The sequence below is a fragment of the Collinsella sp. SGI.178 genome (assembly GCF_050313495.1).
GTDB lineage: Bacteria > Actinomycetota > Coriobacteriia > Coriobacteriales > Coriobacteriaceae > Collinsella.
The window spans coordinates 54,244-74,007 of record NZ_JBNPLM010000004.1; the positions used below are offsets into that span (position 1 = coordinate 54,244).

15 protein-coding genes are annotated in these 19,764 nt (G+C 60.9%); 3 read left to right on the forward strand and 12 right to left on the reverse strand.

Translation table 11 applies throughout. The features are described from left to right. Positions 1-261: 261 nt before the first annotated feature. Genes ACQRAQ_RS02245 through ACQRAQ_RS02255 form a run of 3 tightly spaced genes read right to left on the reverse strand, consistent with a single transcriptional unit; the run spans position 262 to position 3,589 of the window. Positions 262-1,467 (reverse strand): ABC transporter permease, encoded by a 1,206-nt coding sequence (locus tag ACQRAQ_RS02245; protein ID WP_427793694.1) that lies wholly within the window; start codon positions 1,465-1,467, stop codon positions 262-264. Continuing rightward, positions 1,454-2,641: an ABC transporter permease gene (locus tag ACQRAQ_RS02250; protein WP_427793696.1), complete on the reverse strand. Its 1,188-nt coding sequence runs from the start codon at positions 2,639-2,641 to the stop codon at positions 1,454-1,456. Before ACQRAQ_RS02250 ends, ACQRAQ_RS02245 begins: the two co-directional genes overlap by 14 nt. A gap of 9 nt (positions 2,642-2,650) precedes the next feature. Continuing rightward, positions 2,651-3,589 carry an ATP-binding cassette domain-containing protein gene (locus ACQRAQ_RS02255; protein ID WP_427793698.1) on the reverse strand — a complete coding sequence of 313 codons (939 nt, stop codon included), beginning with the start codon at positions 3,587-3,589 and terminating at the stop codon, positions 2,651-2,653. Positions 3,590-3,755: 166 nt separating this feature from the next. Here ACQRAQ_RS02255 and ACQRAQ_RS02260 point away from each other — a divergent pair, with 166 nt between their 5' ends. Then, positions 3,756-4,901 carry a sensor histidine kinase gene (locus ACQRAQ_RS02260; RefSeq protein WP_427793700.1) on the forward strand — a complete coding sequence of 382 codons (1,146 nt, stop codon included), beginning with the start codon at positions 3,756-3,758 and terminating at the stop codon, positions 4,899-4,901. Further along, the gene (locus ACQRAQ_RS02265) at positions 4,898-5,527 is read left to right on the forward strand and encodes a response regulator (protein ID WP_427793701.1); all 630 of its coding nucleotides are present in this window, start codon (positions 4,898-4,900) and stop codon (positions 5,525-5,527) included. Before ACQRAQ_RS02260 ends, ACQRAQ_RS02265 begins: the two co-directional genes overlap by 4 nt. Before the next feature lie 799 nt (positions 5,528-6,326). Here the strand turns inward: ACQRAQ_RS02265 and ACQRAQ_RS02270 are convergent. The 7 genes from ACQRAQ_RS02270 to bilR all read right to left on the reverse strand — a co-directional run bounded on the left by ACQRAQ_RS02270 (position 6,327) and on the right by bilR (position 15,134). Beyond that, positions 6,327-6,668, reverse strand: coding sequence for a 4Fe-4S dicluster domain-containing protein (locus tag ACQRAQ_RS02270; protein WP_427793703.1), 342 nt, complete (start codon positions 6,666-6,668; stop codon positions 6,327-6,329). A 7-nt stretch (positions 6,669-6,675) separates the two neighbouring features. After that, complete coding sequence (locus tag ACQRAQ_RS02275) at positions 6,676-7,764, reverse strand: nickel-dependent hydrogenase large subunit (protein ID WP_427793705.1); 1,089 nt, start codon at positions 7,762-7,764, stop codon at positions 6,676-6,678. A 5-nt stretch (positions 7,765-7,769) separates the two neighbouring features. Beyond that, positions 7,770-8,480, reverse strand: coding sequence for an NADH-quinone oxidoreductase subunit C (locus ACQRAQ_RS02280; protein WP_427793707.1), 711 nt, complete (start codon positions 8,478-8,480; stop codon positions 7,770-7,772). Next, positions 8,480-9,073, reverse strand: coding sequence for an NADH-quinone oxidoreductase subunit B family protein (locus ACQRAQ_RS02285; protein WP_154516632.1), 594 nt, complete (start codon positions 9,071-9,073; stop codon positions 8,480-8,482). Before ACQRAQ_RS02285 ends, ACQRAQ_RS02280 begins: the two co-directional genes overlap by 1 nt. Positions 9,074-9,085: 12 nt before the next feature. Further along, entirely contained in the window at positions 9,086-11,968 is a 2,883-nt protein-coding gene (locus tag ACQRAQ_RS02290) for a proton-conducting transporter membrane subunit (RefSeq protein ID WP_427747607.1), read from the reverse strand. A gap of 286 nt (positions 11,969-12,254) precedes the next feature. Further along, positions 12,255-12,650: a helix-turn-helix domain-containing protein gene (locus ACQRAQ_RS02295; protein ID WP_427747654.1), complete on the reverse strand. Its 396-nt coding sequence runs from the start codon at positions 12,648-12,650 to the stop codon at positions 12,255-12,257. 453 nt (positions 12,651-13,103) lie between these two features. Beyond that, positions 13,104-15,134, reverse strand: a complete 2,031-nt coding sequence (bilR, locus tag ACQRAQ_RS02300) for a bilirubin reductase, long form (RefSeq protein ID WP_427793709.1) — start codon at positions 15,132-15,134, stop codon at positions 13,104-13,106. Between the two features lie 829 nt (positions 15,135-15,963). On the opposite strand from bilR, the gene ACQRAQ_RS02305 reads away from it, so the two are divergent. After that, positions 15,964-17,631: an RNA-binding domain-containing protein gene (locus ACQRAQ_RS02305; protein WP_427718032.1), complete on the forward strand. Its 1,668-nt coding sequence runs from the start codon at positions 15,964-15,966 to the stop codon at positions 17,629-17,631. A gap of 240 nt (positions 17,632-17,871) precedes the next feature. Here the strand turns inward: ACQRAQ_RS02305 and ACQRAQ_RS02310 are convergent, their stop codons facing one another. Beyond that, a complete protein-coding gene (locus tag ACQRAQ_RS02310) occupies positions 17,872-18,804 on the reverse strand; it encodes a DUF4268 domain-containing protein (RefSeq protein ID WP_427718029.1) in 933 nt (310 codons plus the stop codon). 92 nt (positions 18,805-18,896) lie between these two features. Then, positions 18,897-19,763 (reverse strand): hypothetical protein, encoded by an 867-nt coding sequence (locus tag ACQRAQ_RS02315; protein WP_427793711.1) that lies wholly within the window; start codon positions 19,761-19,763, stop codon positions 18,897-18,899. Position 19,764: the final 1 nt, after the last annotated feature.

A 19,764-nucleotide genomic window follows, 5' to 3' on the forward strand; every position in this document is an offset into this window, starting at 1 on the left:
CAAGTACGGCGCCTAGTCATTGGGGACAGACTTAAATGACCGAAACCACTCATTGGGGACGGACTTAAATGAGTGCCTCGCCACCTGGCAGCTAGGGACGTTCCTTTCCTGCCGGCAGCTGGGGACAGTCCTTGGCAACCCTGCCGGCGAGCCGGCGAATCGGCAAAGACTGTCCCCGATGACTAGTCGTTTAAGTCTGTCCCCAATGACCACCCTTGGTCGTTTAAGTCTGTCCCCAATGAGCACCCAATGACTAGGTGGCTAGGCGTGGGATTTGGCGCGTGCGAGGGCTAGGCCTACGGCGGCGATGGCCGCAGCAAAGAGCACCGTGACGCCGAGGTCGCAGGCGATGTCTCCCAGCACGGCGGACGTCAGGTCCGACGAGAGCGCCTTGCCGATTGCGTCGTTCACCCAAAACGTCGGTACAAAGTGCGCCACCGTCTGCACGGCCGGGCCCATCAGCGACAGCGGCATCCAGGCGCCGCCCAAAAACGTCATGAGCATGCCGAGCAGGTTGCCCACACCGTTGAGCAGCTCCTCGCGCGCGCCCAAGCCCGACAACGCAAAGCCAACGGCCAGCGGCGTGCACGCCAGGGCAAACGTTGCCGCCAGCGCCAGGCATACACGACCTACGCCGACCTCGGCGACCGCGTCGGCAAAGCCCACGACGCCCATCATGCTCGACACAAACCAGATGCAGACGGCGAGCACGGCAGCGGCCGCAAACACGGCAAGCGAGCGCTGACGCTCGGAGACCGGACTGGCCTCCATGCGGCGCACGCGCTCGGGTTCGTTCATGCCCGAGAACACCAGCCCCACCGATACGATAACCGACGAGATAATCGCGTACGTGCCAAAGTTGAAGTACGACTCAAGCGTGGCGGCGGCTGTCGAGTCGACCTTGACCTGCTCGATCTCGACCTCCGCGCGCTTGACGGCGGCATGCTCGGCGGCCTTGGCGACGTCACCGTCGGAGGCAGTAGGATCAAGTGCGGCCGCAGCGCCCGCGAGCGAGATCCAGCGCGAGGCCTCGGCAGACGAAAGCGCCGCCGCCATGGTGCCGGCACCGTAGGTCACATCGAGCTTGGGCAGGGACTCCCCCGATCGGGCGGCTGCGACGAGGTCGTCCTCAAACCCCTCCGGAATAAAGAACACGCAGTTGGCGCTGCCCTTGGCACTGTTGCTCTTGGAGAGCGCGTCCGCAAGGTCGTAGGTGTCCTCGCCGATACCCGTGACCAGATCAAAGCGCGAGCCCAGGTGCTTGGTAAGCGCACGCGAAAGGTCGCTGTCGTCGCGGTCGACCACGATCACGTTGGTGTCGTAGGGCTCGTACTCGCTGAGCTGCGACGAGTTCCAGCTCACCGATGCCGCGATGAATACGCCCATGAGCGAGATGAACACCGTATAGATGAGCAGGTAGAACGGGTGCGCCAGCGCCATGCGAAGCGCAGTCTTAAAGGTGCTCATAGCGGCTCCTTCCAAAGATCAGCGTGGCGGCGGCAACGAACAGCAACGCCATAAGGGCCAGCGCGCCGGCACGAACGGCAAAGGGACCCAGGTCCTCAAAGAAATACAAGCGGTTGAACATGTCGCAGATAAGCTTGACGGGATTGAGCCAACTCTCGGCCGGGCAGGCGCGGGCGACGTCGTCGGCAAGCGCCATCGCCGGCTCGCCGTAGAGGCCGGCGAACAGGGCGCACGTGGTGGCAAAGCCCGTGAGGATGCCCGACTTGGACGCCTTGCCGCCCTTAACGGGAAGCGTGCCCACAAAAAGGCCCAGACCCGTGGCGGCAAGCGCGGACACGGCGCCGCCCACCAGGCAGAGCCCCTCGCGCCCGCCAAAGTCGACCCCCACGACCAGGCGCACGTAGCCGATCGCGATCGTCATCGAGGCAAAGGAGACCAACCACGAGCCCACAAAGATGCCGGCCAGCGACGCCGTCTTGGAAAGGCCACCCACGCAGCGACGCGCACCAAGGCCCGACAGATTGGGCTGCAGGTCGACGACGCTCAAGGCGGCAAACTCGGCAGACATCATCGCGACCAGGCCAAAGAGCGCGTAGTAGTAGATGACCGTGCCATCGGGCGTGGCACGCGTCAGGCTCACACGGCGGGTTCCGCCCTCGAGCGACAGGGCGCGCGCAACCACCTCCGGGTCGGCGAGCGCCGCCGGGTTGTCCTGGGCAATCTGGCGCATGAGCTCGGCATTTTGCGTATACGAGCTTGCCACCGTCTCCAGGATGCTGCGGTCGGTGAGCACCGACGTCGCACGCGAGCTGTCATAGCTCGAAAGCAGTGTGAGTTTGGGCGTGCCCGCGGCATCGACCGTATAGATGCCCGCGACCTCGCCGGCCTTAAGAGCACGGTTCGCATCGACTGCATCGTCGCACTCGTGGATCTCGAGCAGTTGGTCGTCGCCTTCCTTGGCAAGCGACGTCGCCACGTCCTTAAAGGTCGAGGCGCCCCAGGCCTCATCCGCCACGACGGCCACCGGCACCGGGTCGACCGTGCCGTCGGAGCTCAGATTCGCAAACATAAACATGAACATCGTGGAAAGCGCGACGGGAAAGATCGCGCCCCAAACCCACGTGCTCGGCCGGCGCAGCAGCGTCTTGACCGTAATGATAATGGTGTTGAACATGACCGCCCCCTAGTCGCGCAGCTCGCAGCCGGTGATCTCGAGGAATACGTCGTTGAGGGTCGGCGGCTCGCTCCACACGCGGCCGAGCGCCACATCGGCGGCGCGCAGCGTGTCGAGGATGTCAACCAGGTTGTGCGGGCTCGCTTCGCAGGTGCAGACGAGCTCGCCGCCGGAAAGCTCAACCGAAAGCACGTGCTCGAGGGCGCGCAGCCGCTCGACCGTGGCGAGCTCGACGGCGCCGACCTCGACGGTCACGCGCTCACCCATCTGAATCATGCGCTTGAGCTCGTCGTTGGTGCCCTGCGCCAGCACGCGCCCGCCGTCCATGATCATGATGCGGCTGCAGATCTGCTCGACTTCCTCCATGTAATGGCTGGTATACACCACCGTGGCGCCTTCGTCGCGCAGGCGGCAGATGCCCTCCAGGATGGCATTGCGGCTCTGCGGGTCGACGGCCACCGTGGGTTCGTCGAAGAAGATGAGCTCGGGCTTGTGCGCGATGCCGCAGGCGATGTTGAGGCGACGCGCCAGACCGCCCGAGAGCTTGCCGGGGCGAAACTTGGCAAAGTCGCCCAGCCCGACAAAGTCGATGGCCTCGTCGACCAGCGCGCGACGGCGCTTGCGGTCGTTGACGTAAAGGCTGCAGAAATAGTCGATGTTCTCGCGCACCGTGAGCTCGTCGAACACCGCCACCTGCTGCGGCACCACGCCGATGCGGCGCTTGAGGTCGTAACGCGTGGGCGTCATGGGCTCGCCGAACAACTCGATGGTGCCTTTATCGTAGGCGAGCAGCTGCAGGATGCAGTTGATGGACGTGGTCTTGCCCGAGCCGTTGGGGCCCAGCAGGCCAAAGATCTCGCCGGGGGCTATGCTCAGGTTAAAGTGGTCGAGCGCGATAAGATCGTCGTAGCGCTTGACGAGGTTTTCGACGTGGACGATGTCTGTCATGAGTCGGCCCTTCCGTTGATTTCGGCCCGGTACGATTGCATCATCGCAGGAGCCGCCGGCGCGCACCAGTGAGCTTTGTCACGAGTGCGGCGGGGGCGGGCGGGAGGAATGTCACGGTTGCGGCACCTGAGCAATCGTCGCGCGCACCATCGCGTACAATACCCGTATGAACAGGCTATTCGACAAATCGATCGTGCTGGCGTGCTGTATCGCGGCCGCTCTGGGCCTTGCTGTGGATGCTTGCTTGGTCGCGGCGTTTTGTCTTGGCGTCGTAGTCGCCTCGCTTACGGAAATTGCGCAAGGCGAACGTGCCCGCCGCGCCGGTGAGGCCGCGAGCTACGCTTACATTATGGTGGCCGTCTTTGTGCCGTCGTTTGTGCCGTTTGCGCCCCTCGCCCTCTATGACATCGCGCGACGCGTGCGCCGTGAACACGTTTGGGTCGCGCTGGGCGCCGGCGCCATCTTTGTCTGCGCACTCGTCGCATATGCCCACGCCGGCGCGCTTCCCACCCGTGCGCTGCTGTTGACCGCCATCCTTTCAGTCGCCGCCACCTTGCTGTCTCTGCGCACCGCTCAGCTGGAGCGCGAGCAAGAGCGCATGCGTCGCACCCGCGACGAGCTGCAGGAGCGAGCCCTCGCGCTCGAGGCGCGCAACCGCGACCTTGCCGACCGCCAGGACTACGAGGTCGAGCTCGCAACGCTCGCCGAGCGCGCCCGCATCGCACGCGAGATCCACGATAACGTGGGGCACCAGCTCACGCGCGCCTCGCTGCAAACCGAGGCCCTACGCGTGGTCCACGCCAACGAGCCCGGCGTCGCCGCCGACTTCGCTGACGTCAAGCGCACCGTGGACGAAGCGCTTCAGCTCGTGCGCTCGAGCGTCCACGCGCTCAACGACAACGCGGCGAATCTCTCCGTACAGCTCGAGCGCATCGTGGAGGGCGCGCGCTCAGATGGCGGGCCGCAGATTGAACTTGAGGTTTTGGCCGAGCATGCGCCCGCAAATGTCGCCAACTGCTTTACGGCGGTCCTGCGCGAGGCGCTCTCCAACACCATGCGCCACGCTTGCGCCCAGACCGTCACCGTACGATGCATGGAGCATCCGTCGTTTTACCAGCTCATCGTTACCGACGATGGCGCGGGCGGGGCTCAATCAAGCGGCCGCAACGTCACAGGAGGCATGGGGCTCGGCTCCATGCGCGAGCGCGTCGAGGCGCTTGGCGGCACCTTCACCGCCGGCCCGCGCGCCGGCGCCGGCGGCTGGCGTGTGTTTGCCACCGTTCCCAAACAGCAAGGAGATGAGGGCCGATGAGGCTCATCGTTGTCGACGACGACCGCTTGGTGGTCGATTCGCTCAAGATAATCCTGGGCGCCCAGCCGCAGATCGAGGTGGTGGGTACCGGCGCCGACGGCAACGACGCAGTGGCTCTTTATGCCGAACACGCACCCGATATTGCGCTGCTCGACATTCAGATGCCGGGGCGCGACGGGCTTTCGGCGGCACGCGAGATCCTTGAGCACGACCCTGCAGCGCGGGTGGTGTTTCTGACGACATTCTCGGATGACGAGTACATTGTGTCGGCGCTCAAACTGGGTGCCCGCGGCTACCTGATCAAAACCGATGTCGCTGCCATCCCGCCGGCGTTGGCCCAGGTCATGGACGGTAAACGCGTGCTCGAGGGTAAGGCAATCGAGGATGTCGACTTTGATGGGGCGGGCGTCGAGGTGGGCACGACCCGCCGGCCCGCGGCCTTCGTCAGCCTGACCGACCGCGAGTTCGAGGTCGCCGAGCTCATTGCCCGCGGCCTCGATAACAAGGAGATTGCCGCCACCGCCTATATGGGCGAAGGCACCGTGCGAAACCACATCAGCTCAATCCTGGCCAAAATGGGCCTGCGCAACCGCACCCAAATCGCCATCGCCTACCTGCGAGGGTAGTTGCCCGAAGACCGACCGCCCCGACATAACAAAATGTCTGCTACCGGTTTAATGCCATTTCAAAACGATGCCAGTTTACTACGATGAATCGCCCACCTTCAACCACAGCAAATTGCGAGCTTGCAAAACCGCAGGTAGAACGCTTGCAATATTTGGAAAAATGCAGTCATGGTCGGGGATGTCGAATTTATCGTAGTAAACCGACATAGTTTTGTTCGGGCGCCCCTGCACGAATGCCTCCGCAAGCCTCGCAGGACCAAAGTGATCCGTTTTCTTCCGCCCGCGGAGATCGGCTGACGGCGCCCGCCACGAAATCGGCCCATCTACTACGTTTAGTCCTGCACCCCCGACCATAACCGCGTTTCATGAAAAACCACAGGAGTTTTACCTGCGGTTTTTATTTCGCATTATTTGCCATGGTTGAGGGCGACGGCTTAAACGTAGTAGATAGGCCCATTTCGTGGCAGACGGGTCACGAGGCAGCCCTCGCAAGGCCAAAAGGGCCCGTTTTCCTCCGTCCACGGGAGATCAAAGGCTGTTACGGATATGGTGCCATTTCAAAACCATGCCGGATTACGGAGCTAAAGTAGGGACCCTCATCCATACCTTCATTTTTTGGAAAACGGTAGGCTGTCTACCCGCGGTTTTGTTTTTGCAATTATCTGCATGGTCGGAGGTTCGCTATCCAGCCCCGTAATCCGGCATAGTTTTTGTTCGCAGAGGCTTAGCCGCGCGTTCACGCGCGGGGCCGGCGGGGCATTTTTGCCCCACCGGCCCCTATTCCAGCTCTATTCCAGTGCTACTCCGGCTTGGTTTCTACCGTGGGAGTCTTGTCCGCCGCGACTGGAGTGCGCGCGGTGTCCATAGTCAGGCAGTGCTTGGGGCAGCTCTCGATGCACTCGCCACACACCACGCAGGCGTACGGGTCGATCGACCAGGTACCACCCTTGCGATCGACCGCAAGCGCGCCCGCCGGGCAGCGACGCGCGCACATACCGCAGCAGATGCACACGTCCATATCGTTGACGATATGCCCGCGGAGGCGCTCGGGCGCCGCCAGCTTCTCCTGCGGATAGCACACCGTGACCGGCTGCTTGACCATAGAGCCCAAGGCCGTCTTGGCAAATGTCATCAAACTCATGCCGCGCCTACCTTTCCGTGCAACTAATGCAGGGGTCGATGGTCAGGATAATCATGGGCACGTTGGCAATGAGCACGCCCTGCAGTGCATGCGTCAGGCCCGCCAGGTTTTGCGACGTCGGCGTGCGCACACGGAAACGGTCCAAATTCTTGGTGCCGTTACCGCGCACATAGTAGTACGCCTCGCCGCGCGGTTGCTCAATCACAACCTCGCCGCGTGCGCCGTCGGCCGGCGTAAGCTTGGTGCGCCCGCCGATGCCGTCGTGCGGAATCTTGCCCACAAGCTCCTTAATGATGTCCATGGCCTGCGTGACCTCGGCGCAACGCACCTGGCAGCGGGCATAGCAGTCGCCATCGGTAGCAACGACGGGCTCAAACGCAGCCAGGTCCGCATAGGCACCGTCGCCAAACATGCGCACGTCGTAATCCACGCCCGAGGCGCGCCCAAACGGACCGACCATCGACAGGTCCAGCGCGTCTTTCTTGCTGATCACGCCCACGCCATGCAGGCGCTCGCCGCAGCTGTTGTCGTCCAAAAACGTATGCACCAGGGCCTCGTAGTCGGGGCGCATGGCATCGAGCGTCTGGACAATGCCCGCCAGCTCGGAGTCCTCGATATCGTGCTTAAGGCCGCCGATCTCGTTAATCGACAGAATCACGCGACCGCCACACGTGCTCTCAAAGATCTTGAGAATCTGCTCGCGCAGGGTCCACGAACGATAGAACAGCGCCTCGAAGCCAAAGGCATCGGCGAGCAGGCCCAGCCACAGCAGGTGCGAGTGAATGCGCGAAAGCTCGTGCAAAATGGTGCGAATATACTGCACGCGGCCAGGCACCTCGATATCGAGCATGCGCTCGCAGGCGCTGGCATAGCCGCAGCTGTGACCCACGGCGCAAATGCCGCAGATGCGCTCGGCGATGTAGCCAAACTGGTGCATGTCACGCTTTTCGGTGAGCTTCTCGAGTCCGCGGTGCACAAAGCCGATCTGAGGAATAGCCTCGATAACGCGGTCGTCCTCGAGCACCAGGTCCAGGTGAAGCGGCTCGGGCAGCACCGGGTGCTGCGGGCCAAACGGAATAACGGAGCGATGTGCCATGGACCTTACGCCTCCTTTTTCTGCTTATCGCGGGCGGCTTTGGCGGCAAGCGCCGCGCGAACCTTGGCCGCTTTCTCTGGATCCATGGCGGCGAGCTTTGCCTCCATCTCGGCGGCCTTGAGCGCGGCCTTGGCGGCAGCCTCGTCATGCTGAGCATCGCCGCCGGCAGCCGCAGTGGGCTGAGCGACGGCAGCGCCCGCAGCATCGCCAGCGCCCTCCCCCGCAGCGGCCGCGGCAGCGGCGGCCTTCTCGGCCGCGGCTTTGCGCGCCTTGGCCTCGGCAGCGGCACGGACCTTCATGGCCTTCTCGCGCGCAGCCTTAACCTCGGGCGTGATGACGCTCATGGGCTCGGCAGTCGAGACCTGGTAGAAAAAGCCCTTAAAGTCAATCTGCATGTCGGTAATGGCAAGCCCAAACAGGTCGTGTGCCTCATTTTCAAACGGGAACACCGCAGGGTAGTACGAGCTGATGGATGGAATCTCCTGGTACTGGTCGATACCATCGACTACCAGGTTCTCAATCGCATAACTGCCGTCCTGCGCGATCTGCTCCTGGGCAGCGCGAACGTTGATGAACGTATAGACCAAGCGATACGTGCCGTCGTCCACATTGCGCTCGGCGTGCATCTGTACAAAGCGAGCACCGGCACCCTTGAGCGCCTGGACATGCGACAGCAGCGCATCGAGCTCGACGGTGGTATAGATTGCCTTTTGCATTACTCGGCCCCCCTTGCAGCGGCGGACGCGGCGGGCGTCCCAGCAGGTGCGTCGCCAGCGGCGGGCGCGTCGCCGGCCTCAGCCGGGGCCACAAATCCGTCCTCGCCCAGCTCAACACCACCATCCCAGGTAGCGGCACCGCCCACGGTAAGCGGGTCGCCGCCGGCGCGCATCACGGCCTCCTTCTGGTCCAGGATGCCGCACGCCTCCACAATGGCGTCGATCACCGTCTCGGGGCGAATGGCGCATCCGGGCGCGTACACATCCACGGGAATTGCGCGGTCCACGCCACCGATCACGTTGTACGCATCGCGGAACACGCCGCCCGAGCACGCGCAGATGCCGCACGCCACCACGCACTTGGGCTCGAGCATCTGGTTGTAAATCTGGCGCACGACGGGCAAGTTCTGGGCGTTGACCGACCCCGTCACCAAAAAGATGTCCGCATGTTTGGGGTTGCCGGTGTTGACCACGCCAAAGCGCTCCGCATCGAACAGCGGCGTGAGCGAGGCCAGCACCTCGATATCGCATCCGTTGCAGCTCGAGCCGTCGTAATGAATAACCCACGGCGAGCGCGACATTTTATGATCCATGGATGCCGCCTCCTAAATAAACACGTCGACGAGGATGGGCATAAGGTTGAGCAGGCCAAACACCAGCGCCACACCCCAGCCGAGCTTAAAGCAGCTGCGCCAGGTGCTACGGGCGAAGGTGTTATCGATCAGTACCTCGACAAAATACGTCATGACCATAACGACCAGGGCGACGACCCAGCTCACCGGGTTGTCCCAAACAAAGAACATGCCCACCCACATCAAAAACAGCACGGTCTCGCACCAGTGCATAAGGGTCATCTTGGCCAGCGTGCCGCCGCTCATCTCGGTGGCGACGCCCTGGACGATCTCCTGATGCGCGTGATGCGAGTACGAAAGGTCAAACGGCGACTTGCGCAGTTTGATGGTAAGCACTGCGAGCAGCGCGAGGAAAATGGGCGCGCTGTACACGATGATGGGGGCCGACTGCCCCGTCACGGCGATGGAATCGAAGCTGTCGGTGGCAAGGTACAGGCCCACACTCATCAGCAAAACGGCGGGCTCGTAACTCATGACCTGCAGCAGCTCGCGGTCGGCTCCGACCTGGGCAAACGGGCTTTGCGTCGAGGCGGACGCCAGCACCACAAAGATCGCAGCGAGGGTAACCATAAAGGCGCATAACAGTGTGTTGGAACCCGACACAAAGATGCCGCCGCCCACCACGGTAAAGATGAGCGCGCACGCCATGTAGGTATCGTCCACGGTGTTTACGCTGGCAGGGGCTTTGCGCAGGAGCTTGGCTACATCGTAGAACGGTTGCAGCAGACGCGGTCCCACGCGGCCCTGCATGCGGGCGGACAGCTTGCGATCGATGCCGTCGATCAGGCCACCAACCAAAGGCGCCAGCAGGGCAAACGCCACGGTGCCTATAAAGATGCCCACGACGCCCGAGCCTTCGAAATACTTGCCGCGCAGCACCGAGGGCTCGCCCATGGCGAGCGTATCGGGACCAATCCATACGCAGCATAGCAGCGCGAACAGAATGATGCTGCAGCACACGATGCTGCCCGCGGGGCCAATACGCTTCTCGCCAAGGGCGTCCTCCAGGTACCAATTGCGCTTTTCGGCCTTCACCTCGTGTCCCATCGAGCCGCGGAAATGACGGTAATTGTCGGTTCCCACGCCCGAAAGATATACGTTTACGTGCGGTTTGTTGCTCACGCGGAATGAAGTTAGCAGCACCACGGCGATAAAAGCCACGATAACCACCATTAGATACATGGCATCCTTGCCAATAACATACGGCACGCGGCCAAACACCATGGCCAAGTAAGGCGACACCAGACCGCTCGAGATAATCGGGAACGCTACACAGCACAGAATCAGCAGCGCGGCGATAGTGTTGAGCGCTATCCATTCGGTCTTATGGACATTGCCCTCCACGTTTTCGGCCGTAGAATCCACGCCCGAGAGCTTGGCGAGCCACTTGCCCCAGAAGAAGAACGTCGCGGCCGAGCCAAAGGCCAGCACCATGATCATGAGCACATTGCCGGTCTGCGCAAACGCCACCAGGGCGCCCCACTTAGACACGAGCATGCCAAACGGCGCCACGAACATGCCCATGATGCCCAGCATCATCAGGCGCGTCAGGTGCGGCATGCGGCTGAACATGCCGTCCATGTCCTCGATATTGCGGCTGCCGATATGATGCTCGGCCGTGCCCACGCACAGGAACAGCAGCGACTTTGCCACCGTATGGAACAAGATCAAGAAGATGGCGGCCCACACGGCCTCGGGCGCGCCGACACCCAGGCAGGCACTGATGAGGCCCAGGTTGGAAATGGTGGAGTACGCGAGCACGCGCTTGGCATTGCTCTGCGAGATGGCCATGAGGGCGGCGAGCAAAAACGTGATGGCGCCCACGCTCGTGACCATAAAGCCGGTCACGGGATAGGTGGCGTACAGCGGGCTCAGCTTGACCATCAAAAACACGCCGGCCTTGACCATGGTGGACGAGTGCAGCAGGGCGCTCGTGGGCGTGGGGGCGACCATGGCGCCGAGCAGCCAGGTGTGGAACGGCATCTGTGCGGCCTTGGTAAGCGCGGCGATCGACAGCAAGACGACCGGCAGCACCAGCAGCGCGGATTGCGCGGTTCCGGCGCCGGAAAGCTCGATCATGCCCGAGATGGTCAGCGGCACGCCGTTGACGTGCAGGAACATAAGGCCCGCCAAAAACGCGATGCCGCCCAGCATGTTGAGGATGATCTGGGTAAAGGCGTTTTTGATGGCCTCGGGCGTGCGCGTATAGCCAATCATAAGAAACGAGCACACGGTGGTGATTTCCCAGCCGCAGAACAGCCACTCCAGGTTGTCGCTCGTCACGATGACGAACATGGCCGAAAGGAACAGGAACATAAGCGCCAGGAACTGCGGGCGTCGGTCGGGCGCGGTCTGCCCACGCAGCGCGGCCTCGTGCTCATCGTGCGCCTGGAAGTCCTTCATGTAGCCCAGGGCATACACGCAGATCAGGCTGCCGACAATGCCAACGGCGAGCACCATGATCACGCTCATATAGTCCAGGTAGAGCGGCGTGGCGGTGACGACCTCGGCCGTGGGCAGCGTCATGGCAGCGAAGGCAACCGAACCAACCAGCTGCACCACGCCGAGCACACCGGTAAGCGCGTTCCTATATTTGAACGCGTTGTACAGGATGACGGCGCACAGAATTACGTCGACGACGGAGCTGATGATCGAGAGCACATGCGAGGTGCCGGGGGCAACCTCAAAGCCCTGCGGACCCGTGCCAAAAAATAAGACGGCAACTACAACGGTCACCGCCATAATAATGCCGGAGCCTACAAGCCCTACCGCATCGCGGGCTCGGTCACTGCGCGCGAGCAGCATGCCCATCGCCGGTACCAGCGGAAACAGGGTAAGGAAATACAGTAGCGTCATACCATCACTCCCCCATGCAAAAACGCTGCAATTATTTAACGTTATAGCTCAAATTGGGAGTTCAGGCGGCAGGTTTTCGGTCAACTGGGGAGTTTTAGGCGTATGGGGTAAGGGCACGTCCGCTTTGGAGCAGAGAGGCGACGCTCCCCCTATCGTAGCGGCGGGCGCACGGGCCACTGCGCGCGGTTTATTGACCACTTTGAAGGATGTCCCGATAGACTCGCGGCGGTCCAAAAAGTTGGCGCGGCAAGAAAAATGCGCCCCTGCGGACGCACCATCCCGTTCGCTATTCCGCCTTTTTAACGCGCGGTTTACGACCCCGCGGCTTATCGACCAAGGCGGCCTCGCCACCGTCGCGATACTGTCGGCACCAAGCTTTAACCGAAGACTCGCTGGGGACCTTGTGCTTGACCATGACCTCACGCACCGTCAGACCATGTTCCAAGCGGTCCTTAACCACGGCAAGCTTAACGTCAAACGAATATGTGTGGTGATGAGAGCCCGCATTGAGAACGGCGTCGACGCCGCCCACGGCATACGCACGGGCCCACTGACGGGCTGTGGCCTGGGGGATGCCAAGCTCTGCGGCGAGCGCGCGATGGCCAACCCCTTCTTGGAGGATCTCGACAGCGCGCTGCCTAATCTCGGGCGCATGCGTGCGAGTCCTTGTTGTTTCTGACATACCTGCCACTTCTACTTCTTAGCCTTAAACGTTAAATTGCTTTCTTACGTGCAAGTTAGATAGTAGCATTTTACTGTTTGCTCAAAGCAGTTAATTAAAATAGACGCGGCGCTATCTGGGAATTTGACACCAATTTACGACATTTCTTTATTGATTATTTACGCTGGTAACTAGCTCGCAGCTAATCGTCATTCGCTTGCCAGCAAAATTGGCATCTCTTTATATCCTTTGGAATAGAGGATATGATTATTAACCCCTCCTCCAATAATTTTGAGCAGCCTGCAAGGCAGTAGACGCCTCACTCCCCATGATTAGCGCGCATTGCCGTCCACCGGGGCAAAACAAAAAGGGCGGGACCTGCTGCGCTTGCAGGCCCGCCCCGATTGACACCCGATGGGACGCGGCCGGACGAGACAGATCCGTGCTACCGCCCCGCCTGGCCGCGATGTTCAACTACAGCTCGTTGGCCGCGTGATATGCCGTGCGAATGGCGTTCGCAATGTCGGCGGTGCGCTCGCCCGAGCAGTCGCCCACACAGGTCACGGGCACCGTAACGCCATCCAAGTCAAACACGTTGGCCTTGGAACCGACGGCCATCACCACGTAATCGCAGGCGATCTTCACCGACTCCTCGGCGCCGTCATCGGCAGTGCGCACGGCCTCCACGCCCTCGTCGGTAATGGCGGTCAGACGGGTCTTAACATGCTGCTCCACGTTGTGCTCTGCAAAGTCGCTCATAATCAGCGGCAGAATGGTCTCGGACTCGCCCGCGGCAATCTTGTCGAGCATCTCCACGATCGCCACTTCGCAGCCGTGCTGCAGCAGGTACTCGGCAGTCTCGGTACCCACCAGGCCACCGCCAATGACGGCGACGCGGCCCGTAAGCTCCACCTTGCCGGCCAGCACGTCCCAGCTCGAGACGACCTTCTTAGAATCGGCACCCGGAACAGGGATGACCACGTCGTGCGCGCCCACAGCCACAATCGCGGCGTCGGCGGCGTTGAGGTCCTCAGTGGTAGCGGCATGGTTGAGCTCAACCTTCACGCCCAGGCCGGGCAGAATCTTCTCGTAATACTCGACCGAGCGCATGATCTCGTCCTTGCGCGGAGGCGCGGCCGCCAGCACAATCTGGCCGCCCAGATGATCGCTCGCCTCGTAGACGGTCACGTCGTAGCCGCGCTTGGCCGCCACGCGCGCGGCCTCCAGACCGGCAATACCGCCGCCTACAACGGCGATCTTCTTGTCGCCCACGCCCGGCTTAATGGCGATGGTAGCCTCGTCGCCGTTCTCGGCATTGAGCACACACGAGATGTACTTGCGGTTTTGAATCGCATCGACGCAGCCCTTGTTGCAGTTGAGGCACTCGCGGATGGGCTCGCCCGTGGCGGCCTTTAGCGCAATGTCGGGGTCGCACATGAGCGAGCGGCCGTAGGCGATGATGTCGGCGGCGCCGTCTTCCAGAATCTTCTCGCCGGCCTCGACCGAGACAACACGGCCCACAGTTGCCACCGGCACGGAGACCAGGGCCTTGACGCGCTCGGCCACGGGCAGCGTCCAGTTGTAGGGCATGGCGCCCATGGACGGAATGGTGTCGCCCATATTGCCGGTGTGGTTGGCCTGTGCAACCTGGATCATATCGATGCCCGCGCCCTCGAGCAGCTTGGCGAACTCGCAGGCCTCATCGGGCTGCAGGCCGCCCTTGCCACGCGGCGTGCCGTCGGGGTTCTCCATGATCACGGGGAGCTTATACTCCACCATCAGCTGCGGCGCGGCTTCCTTGATGGCAGCGACGACCTCCAGCGCGTAGCGAACGCGGTTCTCAAACGAGCCACCGTACTCGTCGGTGCGCTTGTTGAGGATCGCGGAGCACAGCGAACCCACCAGGCGGTCGCCGTGGACCTCGATGGCGTCGATGCCGGCCTGCTGCGCGCGAGCGGCCGAGGCAGCGATGGCCTCCTTGATCTGGGTGAGCTGCTCTACACTCGCCTCGTTCACAAAGTGCTGCATGTCGTGGTGCAGCTTGGCGTATGCCTGCTTGCGGATCTCGTTGGACTCGGCCATCTTGGCGGCAAAGGTCTCCTCGTCGCCGGCGGCCTTGGCCTCCTGCGCGGCTTTGGCTGCAGCCATGGAGCCCATGACCATGCGGCCGACACCGGGCACGTCGTACTCGGGGTGGAACAGCTGCAGCGCGACCTTGGCACCGTGCTTGTGGACGGCGTCGGCCAGTGCCTTAAACGTGGGGATCTGGGCGTCGGTCGCCAGCTTGGGCGTGGGGCTTGCGGTCATGACGGGAGCGACGTCGCCGATGACGATGTAGCCCACGCCGCCACGAGCCAGGCGCTCGTAAAAAGCCAGGCTGCGCTCGCCGATGGAACCGTCGCGCTCCTCATAGCCGGTGGTCAGCGGCGGGAACATAATGCGGTTCTTGAGCTCAAGGGGGCCAACCGTAATGGGCTGGAGCAGCTTGGACGCAGGTGCGGTCATGGACATTCCTCTCTTGTAGACGCGGCGGCGATGGTGCCGCGTAGTTGTTTAGAGGATATGGCATGGGGGTACAGCGGCACAACGAAAATCGGCGAATATCAGGTGGAGGCAGGCGGATGGGGCGGGGCGGCCCGTCGGTTTGTCTCAATCTGTAACAGCTACCCAGCAAAACCGGGTCTTACTGTTACAGATCGAGATATTCCTCTCGACCCATCCTCAACAATCTAAATCTGTAACAGCTAGACCCACTTTTGACCCCTACCTGTTACAGATCGAGACAATAGAAACCATCCCAACAAAACGTCTCGATCTGTAACATCTATCGACCAAAACCGGCCCTAGGCATTACAGATTGAGACAAACCAAACCGGGCTTCCGAATAATCTTGATCTGTAACAATTAGACGACAAAAATCGCTCCTCGTGTTACAGATTTAGACAAACGGAGGCTGGCGTGCTGGTTTGTCTCGATTTGTAACGGCCAGACGTCCAAATCGGGTCCATCTGTTACAGATCAAGATATTGTTTGAGAAGCTGCGGACCGTACCGAAAACACGATCCCGGAATAACAAAAAAGCTCGTCGGCTAGGCCGACGAGCTGCAAGTTCTTGGTCGCGGGGGCAGGATTTGAACCTACGACCTCCGGGTTACGGATATGGCGGGCCGTCAAACAGCGATTGGACTAAAGCCGGGCCTTCCACAGTGTTTAGTCCTATAAACAGTCCAACATCTTTATTTCTAGTCGTTAGATTGGACTAAAATGACTTTGATTTCGGTATTTAGTCGTATCTTACGACTAAATACCAGCCACGAGACCGTTAGGAGCGATCTTGTACTACAGCGATCACGACGTCCTTGAACTCATCGCCCGTATCGAGAAGCCCTACGAGAGCGAGGTTATCGAGCTCAAGGAAGCGAAAAACGACTTCAGTTTCAAGAACCTCGGGAAGTACTTCTCCGCCCTGAGTAACGAAGCGGTCCTGCGCGGGAAACAAGACGCCTGGCTCATCTTCGGTATGGACAACGACAAGGTCGCATGCGGAACCGCTTACCGAGAAGGAAATCCGGCCAACCTTAGATCCCTTAAAAAGGAGATTGCGGACCGCGCGAACAACCACCTCACCCTGAGAGAGATCCATGAACTCAGGATTGACGGCAAACGCGTCCTCGCGTTTCAAATCCCCGCCGCAACGCCGGGCATGCCAACGGCGTTCAACAATGCGGCATGGGCGCGCGAGGGCGAATCACTCGGGCCACTCCCCATCGATAAGTACGAGCAGATACGCCAAATGCGGAGGCCGGACTGGAGTGCCCTCGAAATCGAAGAAGCAACCTTCGAGGACCTCGACCCCGAAGCCGTGAAGAAAGCGGTGGGGCTCTTTCTCTCCAAGCACCGACGGCATTCCGGGGCGTTCGCGGACATGGATGACCGCACGATTCTCGACATGGCAAACCTAACCAGAAACGGCAAGATCACCCCGACGACACTCATCCTGCTCGGAAGGCCGGAATCCACCCGCTTGCTCGATGGGATGAGCCCGCGCATCACCTGGACTCTCTATGCCTCCAATGGATCGGTAACCTCTTACGAGCACTTCAAACCACCCTTCCTTCTCGCGATTGACCAGGTACTCGGGAAAATCCGCAACGAGAAGTACCGGTTCAACGCAAATGGCGCGAGTCTGTTTCCCTTTGAGGCTGACCAGTACGAACCCGAGATCATCAGAGAGCTCCTGAACAACTGTATCGCCCATCAAGACTATTCCATGCAGGGGCGAATCAACGTCGAGGAATTCGAGGATCACCTCGTTTTCCTAAACGAAGGGTCCTTCATTCCGGAGACAATCGAAAATGCGATGCGGCCGGGTTTTAAGCCAAGCTACTACCGCAACCCCTTCCTTTCCGAGGCGATGGTGCAGATGGACATGATCGACACCATCGCCATGGGAATCCCCAAAGTATTCCAGATGCAGAGAAAGCGATACTTCCCCCTACCCACCTACGACCTTTCGGATCCAACCCGCGTGCGCGTAAGTGTCTACGGTAAGACCATCAATGAGAGCTACAGCAGGCTACTCTATGCTAAGCCGGACCTTCCGATGGACGTCGTCTACCTTTTGGACAAGGTTCAAAAAGGCGAGGAAATCACGAACGAGGAGGCCTCAGAGCTGCATCGACTCAAGCTTATCGAAGGCAGGTACCCCCATATCTCCATCACGAACGCCCTTGCCTCGAAGACGGGACAGGAGGTGTCTTACACGCGCAGCAAAGGCCTCAATGAAGAGGCCTGCAAGGCGCTTGTCATTCAGATGCTCTCAGAAACGGGGCCCGCACCACGTGCGAAAATCACCGCCCTCATCAACGATCTTCTCCCCTCGGGCCTTACCGACGCGCAAAAGGCCAAGAAGGTATCGAACCTTCTAGCGAAAATGAAGAAGGTGGACAAGACCATCGATAGCGACGGAACGGGAAAGACCGCAAGATGGCATGCCCTGTAACATCGTGATAGATCTTACCGTCAGATGCACGGCCCCCAACAGACCGACCGCGATGCGTCCGGGCACCTTACCGGGCGCATCGTCTAGCATCGGAATCCTTGCTCGCGATATCTATCCCCACCAGAATCTGGATACATCAAGCGTTGTTTTCGATGACATCCCCGCATTTTGTAGTCAGAAAACAGTCGGCTTATAGGACAAAAAGTGTGTCCAATAAGCCCAGTAATTGCCGAAGCGCTTTTAAAGTCCGATCTCCGCGATTATTTTTTTCATCTCGAGGGCCCATCCGAGCTGTTCCTCGATGTACCCCGGCCATGCGTCCTGGTGGCCCTTGATGGGGTGGCCCGCCTTGTAGAAGCGCAGTCCCGAGGCCTTTTTCGCATCGAAGGGTGCCGCCGTCAGCCCGAGGCGCTCCTCGAAGATTCCGCTGTTGGCGATGGCGCGGTGCCCGATCTCCTTGTCGTCGTCCACGTACAGCTCGATACCCGTGCGGCCCTTGTGCGTATCGATGAGCAGGGCGAGATGGTATGCCGAGACCCCCAGGCGAAGCGTCGACCAATGGTCCTTGCTGGGCTTCTGCGGGCTGAACTCCTTGAGGAACTCCGGATGGCCGCCCGCCACCTCGCGGTAGGCCGTCCAGTACGCCAGCTTGACCTTTTCGGTTTCGCTGAGCCCTTCGGAAAGCTTCACGGCCTTGGTCCACTCGTTCGGTTGCTCGACCACGCCGAAGCGCGGGGCGGGCAGGGAGTCCCCGATCTTCCAGAGCTCGACCTCGACCAGGAAGAACCCGAAGTCGCTGTCGGTGTGCTGGTTGAGCCACTCGATGGCCTGGCGGTGCTCGTCGCGGGCGCGCGCCACGACCCAGATGACGACCTCGGCGCCCTTGCCGGCGGCGTACGTGATCACCTTGCCGAGGTGGTCGTGGTTGGTGTCCTCGAGCTGGTTCTCGATGATCACCTTGCGGCCCGTACCGGACTCCTGCGCGTAGATGTCCACGTTGAACGATCCGACCGAGGACTCAGTCTCTATGAGCTCGAGCTCGATTCCGACCGCCATCCCGAGGGTTGCGAGGTTCTGCTCCTCGGCCAGCCACTTGGTGAAGTCGTGGGCCTCATGCGGCCACACCTCGCGCAGGGGAACCTTCTGGATGGTGTCCAGGTTATAAGTCTTCATCCGTCACCCTTTCGCCCGATGCGTGCCTTTCGCAGTCTTCAAGTTAACTGCCATATCTGGCTCCTCTTTTTGTTCTAGTTTACCGAATCGGCTTATAGCCCAACGGGGCCCGACCGTTCCGCAGTTGCGGGGCCTGCCGCCTGTGGCAACAACCTGAGCTCCCCTGCAAGTCTCCTGGACCCGCCTTTGAGGCTAACGAACGTGAGGCCGCCCGAGATGAAGCCGCCGACGACCGGAACGACTTTGCTCACCGCGTCGCCGAAACTGCTTTTGGTGATCTTGACGCCGATTCCGGCAAGAACCTTTTTGATGATCGGGTAGTAGCTCGTCTGCGTAAGCGCCTTGCTGGCGACCTTCTTGGCGATATTCGACTGAACCGTTTTGGAAAACGCCGTCAACGCGGAGTTGGCCCCGCTCACTCCGACCATCACAGCCAGGAGAAGGGCAAAAGCCGCCAAGGTCTCATCGTCCATCTCGTCGCAATCGTCGATGAAGGACCGCCAGCCGTAAAGATACGCCAGTTTCTGCATGATTCGAAAGGCGTGGACATAGTACTGCGTCACGTCCGCCGGGATCGTTCCGAGCATCGCGAGTCCTCCGGGCAATCCCGCGGAAAACGAAAGGACGCTCGATTTCTTCGTCTCGAAATCAATGACGTCCATGGCGATGGAGTCGACAAGGCCGGAATCCATCCCGGCGGCTGCCGGGCTCGTTGAAATAGCGAGCTCCACTCGCTCGTCCGAGACGCCTCGTTTCCGGAGCTCAGAACGGAGGAAATGGTCGCGCTCGATCGCCACGCCCTTCAGTCTCATCACCTTCTGGAGGAAGGCGACGGCATATCTCTGGGCTTCTTCCTCCTCCCGATCAGCCTCGGCCTTTAGGCCCCCAATACCTTCTTTCACAGAATCGGACTCGGATAGCTCCGCCCCCTCTTTTGGCTTTACGGCACTCCCCTTCACG